This window comes from Nocardioides pelophilus (assembly GCF_014180685.1).
Classification (GTDB): domain Bacteria; phylum Actinomycetota; class Actinomycetes; order Propionibacteriales; family Nocardioidaceae; genus Nocardioides; species Nocardioides pelophilus.
In genome coordinates, this window is the sequence record NZ_JACEHF010000163.1 from 1 (window position 1) to 9349 (window position 9349).

Annotated in this window: 7 protein-coding genes; 4 read left to right on the plus strand and 3 right to left on the minus strand. The window is 73.9% G+C overall.

Going from position 1 to position 9349, the window contains the following annotated elements:
- On the minus strand, positions 1 to 1116 hold a 1116-nt coding region (locus H0488_RS19195), incomplete at its 3' end, for a tetratricopeptide repeat protein (protein ID WP_183100841.1).
- 51 nt (positions 1117 to 1167) lie between these two features.
- Here H0488_RS19195 and uvrC point away from each other — a divergent pair.
- Genes uvrC through whiA form a run of 4 tightly spaced genes read left to right on the plus strand, consistent with a single transcriptional unit; the run spans position 1168 to position 6078 of the window.
- Positions 1168 to 3168 carry an excinuclease ABC subunit UvrC gene (gene uvrC / locus H0488_RS19200; RefSeq protein ID WP_183100842.1) on the plus strand — a complete coding sequence of 667 codons (2001 nt, stop codon included), beginning with the start codon at positions 1168 to 1170 and terminating at the stop codon, positions 3166 to 3168.
- Positions 3165 to 4049, plus strand: a complete 885-nt coding sequence (gene rapZ, locus H0488_RS19205) for an RNase adapter RapZ (protein WP_246372504.1) — start codon at positions 3165 to 3167, stop codon at positions 4047 to 4049. The genes uvrC and rapZ overlap by 4 nt, the downstream gene beginning before the upstream one ends.
- On the plus strand, positions 4049 to 5053 hold the full coding sequence (locus H0488_RS19210; protein ID WP_183100843.1) for a gluconeogenesis factor YvcK family protein: 1005 nt from the start codon (positions 4049 to 4051) through the stop codon (positions 5051 to 5053). Before rapZ ends, H0488_RS19210 begins: the two co-directional genes overlap by 1 nt.
- Positions 5054 to 5091: 38 nt before the next feature.
- Positions 5092 to 6078: a DNA-binding protein WhiA gene (gene whiA, locus H0488_RS19215; RefSeq protein WP_183100844.1), complete on the plus strand. Its 987-nt coding sequence runs from the start codon at positions 5092 to 5094 to the stop codon at positions 6076 to 6078.
- Between the two features lie 4 nt (positions 6079 to 6082).
- On the opposite strand, the gene H0488_RS19220 is transcribed toward whiA, so the two are convergent.
- Positions 6083 to 9121, minus strand: a complete 3039-nt coding sequence (locus H0488_RS19220) for an FtsX-like permease family protein (protein ID WP_183100845.1) — start codon at positions 9119 to 9121, stop codon at positions 6083 to 6085.
- Positions 9118 to 9349: hypothetical protein (locus H0488_RS19225; protein ID WP_183100846.1), on the minus strand; the 232-nt coding region annotated here is incomplete at its 5' end. The genes H0488_RS19225 and H0488_RS19220, both read right to left, overlap by 4 nt.

Consider the following 9349-nt stretch of genomic DNA (forward strand, 5'->3'; position numbering starts at 1 on the left):
CCGCCAGCACGTGGGGGCGAGGGCGGCCAGCCGGTCGGCGGCCTCGGACGCGCGTCCGTCGCCGAGCAGGCAGAGGGCCTCCGCGAGCGGCGCCACCACCTCTCGCTGCGGCGCGTGGGGATGGGTCGCGCTCCGCGCGGCCAGCCGGCGGAGCCCGTCGCGGTCACCCAGGGCGAGCAGGGTCACCGCCGCGTGCAGGGCGAGGAACGGGGTGGCGGGAGCCTCCAGCACGCCGCGACCGGTCACCCGGGCGACCTCCTCCAGCCCGGGCACCTCCGCCGCGTCCGGGGTCAGTGCCCACCGGTAGAGCAGGGAGCCGGTGTCGACGAGCGCCCGGCAGCCCACCGCGTGCCGCGGCTGCAGCTGGGTCTGGTACCTCCGGCGGACGGCCTCGAGGTCGCCGAGCGACAGCTCGTGGAGCGCCGCGTGCCAAGAGAAGTGGGTCAGGCTCTCGGTCCCCGCGCCGTCGCCGGTCACCCAGGCGTCCATCCACGCCAGCCCGGCCGCGTGGTCGCCGGTCTCGTAGTGGGCGTGCGCCCGGGCGTGGGCGGCGTGGCCGGCCGTCGGGTCGGCGGCGAGCGCTCGGCACGACAGCGCCATCGCGTCGTCGTACCTGCGCTGCTCCTGGCGGACGAACGCGAGCAGACCCAGGAACCACGGATCCTCGCCGTACGACGACGCCGAGCCTTCGACGATCGCCCAGGCCTCGGCCGGCACCTCGGTCACCCCGGCGAAGGCGATGGTCGGCATCGCGACCGACAGCAGCACCGCGTCACGCGGGTACGCGACGAGGTGCGCGAGGAGCGGACCGTGGTCGCCCTGGAGGTGCCGGTCCACGGCGTGCACGTGGCTGCGCTCCCGGTCGCTCGCGCGGGGCGCCAGCCGGCGTGCGTCGTCGAGCCGGGCCGTGATGTCGACGTCGACGCACATCTCGTGGCCGAGCAGCGCCAGGTCGGCGTGGGCGAGCGCGAAGGTCGGGTCGTGGGCGAGCGCCGACGCGATCCGGACGTGGGCGTCGCGGCGCAGCCGCAGCAGGTCGCGGACGCCGGCGACGTACGCCGCTGCGGCCGGCTCGCTGGTCGTCAGCGGATAGCCGTAGTCGTCCCGACACCCCATGGCGTCAGTGTCTCCCGGAACGTGGTCGGTGTCAGTCCGTAGGGTGGTGGCGTGTCGCAGAGCTACCGCCCGAAGCCGGGCGAGATCCCCACCGAGCCCGGGGTCTACCGCTTCCGCGACAAGCAGCGGCGGGTGATCTACGTCGGCAAGGCGAAGAACCTGCGGGCCCGGCTGTCGTCGTACTTCCAGGACATCGGCAACCTCCACCAGCGCACGGCCACGATGGTCACGACGGCCGCCTCCGTCGAGTGGACGGTGGTCGAGACCGAGGTCGAGGCACTGCAGCTGGAGTACTCCTGGATCAAGGAGTTCGACCCGCGGTTCAACGTGAAGTACCGCGACGACAAGTCCTACCCGTGGCTCGCCGTGACCGTCGGCGAGGAGTTCCCGCGGGTGATGGTGGGTCGCGGAGCCAAGCGCAAGGGCACCCGCTACTTCGGCCCCTACAGTCACGCCTGGGCGATCCGCGAGACGGTCGACATCCTGCTGCGGGTCTTCCCGATGCGGTCGTGCAGCAACGGCGTCTTCAAACGGTCGCAGCAGATCGGGCGACCGTGCCTGTTGGGCTACATCGACAAGTGCGCGGCCCCGTGCGTCGGCACCGTCACCGCCGACGAGCACCGGGCGATCGTCGACGACTTCTGCGAGTTCATGGCCGGACGCACCAAGCCGTTCATCAAGCGCATCGAGCAGCAGATGTACGCCGCCAGCGAGGCGCTCGACTTCGAGCGGGCGGCGCGGCTCCGCGACGACCTGGGCGCGATGCAGAAGGCCCTGGAGAAGCAGGCGGTGGTGCTCGGCGACGGCGCCGACGCCGACGTGATCGCGCTCGCGGAGGACCCGCTCGAGGTCGCCGTGCAGGTCTTCTACGTGCGGGGCGGGCGGATCCGCGGTCAGCGCGGCTGGGTGGCCGACCGCACCGACGACGGGGCGACCCCGGAGCTGGTCGAGACCTTCCTGCTCCAGCTGTATGCCGGCGGCAGTGCTGACGACGGGGGAGAGTCGCTGCCGAAGGAGATCCTGGTGCCCGAGCTGCCGCCCGACACCGAGACCTTCGAGCAGCTGTTCAGCGACCTCCGCGGGTCGAAGGTGACGATCCGGGTGCCGCAGCGCGGTGACAAGAAGGCGCTGCAGGAGAACGTCGCGCGCAACGCGAAGGAGTCGCTGGCGCTGCACAAGACGAAGCGGGCCAGCGACCTCACCACCCGCAACCAGGCGATCGCCGAGATCGCCGACGCCCTCGGTCTCGACGAGGCACCGCTGCGGATCGAGTGCTACGACGTGTCCCACATCCAGGGCACCGAGATCGTCGCGTCGATGGTGGTGTTCGAGGACGGCCTGGCGCGCAAGAGCGAGTACCGCCGGTTCGTGATCCGCGACCAGGAGGGGTCCGACGACGTCGCCGCGATGCACGAGGTGATCACGCGCCGGTTCCGCCGACTCCTCGACGAGGGTTTCGAGACGCCCTCGCTCGTTCCTCACGAGGGCTCCTCGACCACCACCCCCGCCGCCGGTGCCGACCCTGGCACGCCGATGCTGGTCGACCCCGACACGGGGCGCCCGCGCAAGTTCGCCTACGCGCCCGGTCTGGTCGTCGTCGACGGCGGTGCGCCGCAGGTGGCCGCCGCGCAGCGCGCCCTCGACGAGCTCGGCATCGACGACATCCCGGTCTGCGGGCTCGCCAAGCGGCTCGAGGAGGTCTGGCTCCCCGGTCAGCCGGACCCGGTCATCCTCCGGCGTACGTCGGAGGGGCTCTACCTGCTGCAACGGATCCGCGACGAGGCGCACCGGTTCGCGATCGCCCACCACCGGGGGCGGCGCTCGAAGTCGATGGTCGAGAGCGTCCTCGACGACGTACCGGGCCTGGGCGAGGTACGGCGCAAGACCCTGCTGCGGCACTTCGGGTCGCTGAAGAAGCTGCGGGAGGCCGAGATCGACGAGATCGCCGCCGTGCCCGGCATCGGACCCCGCACCGCCGCCGCGATCAAGGGCGCGGTCGCCGCGGGTGATGCGACAGCGCCGCGCAGGACACGGAAGACTACGGCGCCATGAACGCCGACATGAGCGCCCGGCCGCCGGCAGGCGAGCTGGTGGTGGTGACCGGGATGACCGGCGCCGGGCGCAGCACCGCCGCCAAGGAGCTCGAGGACCTCGGCTTCTACGTCGTCGACAACCTGCCCCCGAGCCTGCTCCCCGAGGTGGTCCGACTGGTCGACGAGAGCCAGGGGAGGAGCCAGCGGGTGGCCGTCGTCGTCGACGTCCGGTCCGGTTCGTTCTTCCAGGGCCTGCGCAGCGCGCTGGCGCTCGGGGTCACCGGGCGCGACACCACGCTGGTGTTCCTCGACGCGAACGACGAGGTGCTGGTGCGGCGCCAGGAGGCGGCCCGCCGGCCGCACCCGCTGCAGGAGGGCGGTCGGCTGCTCGACGGGCTGGAGCGGGAGCGGGTGGTGCTGGCCGAGCTGCGGGGCGACGCCGATCTGGTCATCGACACGACCAACCTCAACGTGCACCAGCTCACCGACCGCATCGCCGAGGCGTTCGGCACCCCGGAGACCACCCGGCTGCGGGTCACCACGATCAGCTTCGGCTTCAAGTACGGCATCCCCGCCGACGCCGACTACGTCGCCGACATGCGGTTCCTGCCCAACCCGCACTGGGTGCCCGAGCTGCGCGCCCACACCGGGCGCGACCGAGACGTCGCCGACTACGTCCTCGGTCGGCCGGGAGCCGCGGAGTTCCTCGACCAGTACGTCCCGCTGCTGGCGGGCGTCGCCGAGGGCTACCTCCGCGAGGGCAAGCGCTTCATGCGGGTGGCGATCGGCTGCACCGGCGGCAAGCACCGCAGCGTCGCGATGAGCGAGGAGATCGCCCGCCGGATGCAGGAGCTCGGCTACGTCGCCCGTGCCCTCCACCGCGACCTGGGACGAGAGTGATGACCCCACGTCCCGACCGCCCGCACCCTGCCCATGAGCGGGCACAGGCGGTGGTCGCCCTCGGCGGGGGTCACGGCCTGCACGCGTCGCTGACCGCGCTCCGGATGCTCGTCGACGACCTCACCGTCGACGAGCTGACGGCGGTGGTGACCGTCGCCGACAACGGCGGCTCATCGGGCCGGCTGCGCGGCGAGTTCGGCGTACTCCCTCCCGGCGACCTGCGGATGGCCCTGGCCGCCCTGTGCGGCGACGACCAGTGGGGTGACACCTGGGCCCGGGTCCTCCAGCACCGGTTCGCGGGCGACGGCGAGATGCGCGGGCACGTCGTCGGCAACCTGCTCATCGTCGGTCTCTGGGAGCTGCTCGGCGACGACATCGACGCGCTCGACTGGGTGGGCCGGCTGCTCGGTGCCAAGGGCCGGGTGCTCCCGATGGCGCTGGCGCCGATGGACATCACGGCGGAGGTGCGGGGGCTCGACCCCGACCCGGAGCGGCTGGTGTCGGTCCGCGGCCAGGTGGAGGTGGCGACGACCGACGGCGTGATCGTCTCCATCGCCCTCGACCCGCCGGACCCTCCCGTGACCCCGGCCGCACTGGCGGCAATAGACGAGGCCGACTGGGCCGTGCTCGGACCCGGGTCGTGGTTCACCTCGGTGATCCCCCACCTGCTGGTGCCCCAGCTGCGCGAGGCGCTGGTCGCGACCGACGCCCGGGTGATCGTCGTCCTCAACCTCGCCGAGCAGCAGGGCGAGACCGGTGGGTTCGGTCCGGCCGACCACCTGGCGGTGCTCGCGGAGCACGCTCCGGACCTGGCCGTGCACACCGTGCTCGCCGATCGCGAGAGCGTCGGTGACGGGATCGAGGAGCTCCGGTCCGTCACGCAGGCGCTCGGCGCGCAGCTCGTGGTCGACGACGTCGCGGTCGGCGACGGCTCTCCCCGGCACGACCCGGCCCTGCTGGCCGCGGCGTACGCGCGGATCATGCAGTCCGCCGTGCCCGACTAGGTTCCGGGGTGATTGACCCCCGTGGCAGGATCAGCCCTATGGCGATGACGGCACAGGTCAAGGCAGAACTGGCCAGTACCCCGGTCACCAAGGCGTGTTGTCGCAAGGCAGAGGTCGCCTCGACGTTGCGGTTCGCGGGCGGGCTGCACATCGTGGCCGGCCGGATCGTCGTCGAGGCCGAGCTCGACACCGGCGCGGCTGCGCGCCGGCTGCGCAAGGACATCGCCGACATGTACGGCCAGGCGTCCGACGTGGTGATGGTGCAGGGCAACGGGATCCGCAAGGGCAGCCGCTACATCGTGCGGGTGGTGAAGGACGGCGAGGCACTGGCCCGGCAGACCGGTCTGCTCGACCAGCGTGGCCGGCCGGTGCGCGGCCTGCCGCCGGCCGTGGTCTCCGGCGGAGGGTGCGACGCGGTCGCCGCGTGGCGCGGCGCGTTCCTCGCCCACGGTTCGCTCACCGAGCCCGGTCGTTCGTCCTCGCTGGAGGTCACCTGCCCCGGCTCCGAGGCCGCGCTCGCGCTGGTCGGGGTCGCCCGCCGGCTCGGGATCCAGGCCAAGGCCCGCGAGGTCCGCGGCGTCGACCGGGTCGTGATCCGCGATGGCGACGCGATCGGGCAGCTGCTCACCCGGCTCGGCGCCCACGAGACGTTGATGGCCTGGGAGGAGCGCCGGATGCGGCGCGAGGTCCGGGCGACGGCCAACCGGCTCGCCAACTTCGACGACGCCAACCTGCGCCGCTCGGCGCGGGCCGCCGTGACCGCCGGCGCCCGGGTCGAGCGAGCGATGGAGCTGCTCGGCGACGAGGTGCCCGACCACCTGCAGATGGCCGGCCGGCTCCGCCTCGAGCACAAGCAGGCGTCGTTGGAGGAGCTCGGACAGCTGCACGACCCGGTGCTCACCAAGGACGCGATCGCGGGCCGGATCCGCCGGCTGCTCGCGATGGCCGACAAGCGGGCCGAGGAGCTCGGCGTGCCGGACACCGAGGCGTCGTTGACGCCCGAGATGCTCGCGGGCGACTCCTAGGAGATCAGCGGGCCTTCTCGCGCAGGGACGCACCCCGCGCACGCCGTACGGTCAGCCACGCGCTGACCACCGCCACAGCGGCCAGCAGCACCGCGACCGCGATCGCGACCTGCGCCAGGATCGCCGGGTCGACCCGGGCGACGACCCGCGGCCACGAGATGCCCTCGACCTGGCCCAGGGTGATCCGGCGCAGCACGATCCACTGCGCCAGCGAGCCGGCGGCGAGGCCGGCCAGACCCGCGGTGCCGAGCACGACGCCCTGCTCGAGAGCCACCGCGAGCAGCACCGAGCGGCGGCGGACGCCGACGACGCTGAGGGAAGCCGCGTCGAGGCGTCGACCGGGCAGCTGCACGGCCGTCGAGACGGCGAGCCCGGCGATCGCCATCAGCAGGACGAGCGCGGCGGACACGAGGTAGAGGCGCAACACGATCGCGTACGCCGTCTCGTCGAGCCGGTCCAGCTCCCGCTCGTGGGTCGTGGCGACCACCAGTCCCCGTTCGGCCAAGGCGTCCTGGACGCGCTGTGGCGTGGCGGCGGTCGCGAGCACCCGGACGTCGAACTCGGTGTTGTAGAGCGTGCGGTTGGCGCTCATCATCGTGTAGTCGATCGCGGCCCCGCGGGGGCCGACGAAAGGCAGGCTCTCGGAGACGACCTCGGCGCGCACGGGAGGCGGTTGACCGATGGGTGAGGTCGCGGCGCCGCCGGGGATCTCGCCGACCTGGTCGACCACGAGGCGTCCGGCGACCACCGGCCGGACCGCGGGGATGTCACCGGCCGTCAGCCCGGCCAGCCCCCGTCCGCGGGCGACCATGGTGAGCCCGGCGTCGGCGACCGAGACCTCCTCCGCCGCCTGCTGCAGCTCGTCGGACGAGGAGAGCCGCCAGCCACCCTCGGTCAGCGCGTCGGAGCGGTCGGCGCCGTCGACGCGGAGCGGGCCGACCAGGTAGGTCCCGTCGAGGTCGGTCGGCAGTCCGGCGCCGCCGCCGATGAGGAGCCCCTCCATCGCGCAGGTCGCGCTGCAGCCCACGGGGTCGCTCGCCGTCGAGGTGCCGGGTTCGAAGGGACCGAGGTAGACCCCGGTGACCCGGCCGTCGGCGGTGCGGAGCCGGAGCTCGATGGTGACCGGCTCGCTCCCGCGCGGCACGGTGACGGTCAGGGCGAGGCGGCGGCCGGTGACCGTGGGCAGCGGGGTACCGGTCAGCAGTGCGGCGATCTCGTGACGATCGCGACCCGGCGTCCAGGTCGAGTGCCAGGAGGCGACCCGGCCGAGCCGAGCGGCATCCACCGCCACGTAGGTCGTGTCCTGCGCCGCGAGGGTGCCGGCGGCCATCAGCCAGCGGCCGTCGGGGTCGAGCTCGTGGGTGAGCGCCACCGCCCGGTCCATCGGGAGCTCGGTCGACCACACCGTGTCGGCGGGGGCCTGGGTCGCGGCCACGCTCCCGCGCCAGGTGGCCGCGGCGTCGTACACGCCGACGCCGAAGGCGCACACCGCGATCGCGACCGTGAGGGGCAGCACCACCAACGTGCCGGCCGCCCGCCGGGCGACCGCCCGGACCGCGAGGAACACGACCGTGCCGCGCGGGCGGCGACGGGCGAGCCGGGCCGCGCCGAGACGCGCGGCCGCGGTCGCGCCGACCCCCAGGGTGGCCGCGATGAGGACGGGGAGCACGAGGTCCGAGGAGTCGGTCGCGTCGCCGGACGTCCGGGTCAGTGCGGCGGTGGTCACCACCAGGGTGAGCGCGACCAGACCGAGAACGGCCAGCGCGGTCGCGCGCCCGGCATGGCGCGGGCGCTGGTGGCCCGTGAGCTGGTCGGCCAGGGTGCGCGTCAGGACGCCGCGGACGGCAAGGGCACAGACCGCGACCGCGGCGGCGGTGACGGCCGCGACCGCCAGTGCGGCGGCAGCCGGCCAACGCAGCGGCATCCCCTCGACCAGCCAGGCGCGGACCAGCACGTGGGTCAAGCCGGTGCCGGCCGCCACTCCCAGCGGCAGCGCGAGCGCGACCAGCAGCAGCGGCTCGCCCAGCGCGAGCAGCCACACCCGACGCCGGCTCGCGCCGCGCAGCGAGGCGAGGGCCAGGTCCGGCACCCGCAGGTCGCCGGCCGCGGACGTGAGCCGGCTCAGGAGCGCGAGGGCGACCAGCACCAGGGACACGACCGCCGGTGTGACCGACGAGACCGCCGCCTGCCGCTCGCGCTCGATGTCGGTGGTGACCGTCCCAAGGTCGTTCAACGAGACCTCGGTCAGGGTGCCGGAGTCGAGCAGCTCCGGGGCGGGGTCGGTACCGGTGCCGAGCTCGGAGAGGCGGCCCGCATCGAGGTCGGGGGGCGCGTCGATCCGGGTGTCGACGCGCACCACCCAGAGGTTGCGCGGCACCGTTTCGAAGTGGTCGGTGGTCACGAGGTACGGCGCGGGGTGTCGCGGCAGCACCTGCTCGCGCAGCAGCTGGGTCGGCACCGAGGCCAGGCGACCCGGGTCGAACCAGAAGTCCTCGAGCTCGGCGAGCTCGTCGTCGGGCACGTCGAGGCCGGACGGGTAGGCGTAGGTGCCGACCACCGTCAGCGCGCCGAGCGGGCTCCCGAGCTCGATCCGGTCGCCGATCGCGAGCCCGTCCTCCTCGGCGTCGCCGGCGAGGATCGTCGTCTCACCCGGCCGCTCCGGGCAGCGGCCGTCGAGCTCGAGGTGGTCGCAGGCACCGTCGCGGGCCAGCAGCTGGACCTCGCCGTACTCGCCGGGTGCCGGTACGCGGGTCGTCTCGAGCTGGGCCGTCAGGTCGTGCTGTCCGTCCGGTACGTCGACCGCCCCGCTCGCGAGCTCGAGCGCCTGCGCCGGGGTGGGCGAGCCGGTCGGCTGGAACTCCCAGGTGCGCCCTGTGATCGGGTTGGGCTCGTCGGACAGCCGGGTGATCGCGTAGCCGTTGCCGACGGCGACGGTGAACGCGGGGCCGACCACGGCCGAGGCGATCGCGATCGTGAGGAGCGCGAGGGTTCCGGTGGAGAGCAGGGCGCGGGAACGGAGCCCGTCGAGTGCGACGCGGATCATCCGGCGTGCTCCTCGCGGAGCGAGGCCGGGCGGCTGGCCGCCCCCCGGCTCCCGGAAGACCACGCCCCGGCGCCGAGCGCGACGACGAGCACGGCGCAGCTCGCGAGGAGCACGGGCAACGGCTGCACCCCGGTGGCGAGCGGGAGCTGGGCCGGCTGCGGCCGCAGTGCGGGCACCGCCTCGGCGAACGCGACGACGGCCGCCACGGCACCGGCGGCGGGCGCGGCC

What these genes read in the sequence shown, in the direction of transcription:
- rapZ (WP_246372504.1), top strand. Translation starts at nt 3,165, where the DNA reads ATGAACGCCGACATGAGCGCCCGGCCGCCGGCAGGCGAGCTGGTGGTG.
- H0488_RS19210 (WP_183100843.1), top strand. Translation starts at nt 4,049, where the DNA reads ATGACCCCACGTCCCGACCGCCCGCACCCTGCCCATGAGCGGGCACAG.
- whiA (WP_183100844.1), top strand. Translation starts at nt 5,092, where the DNA reads ATGGCGATGACGGCACAGGTCAAGGCAGAACTGGCCAGTACCCCGGTC.
- H0488_RS19220 (WP_183100845.1), bottom strand. Translation starts at nt 9,121, where the DNA reads ATGATCCGCGTCGCACTCGACGGGCTCCGTTCCCGCGCCCTGCTCTCC.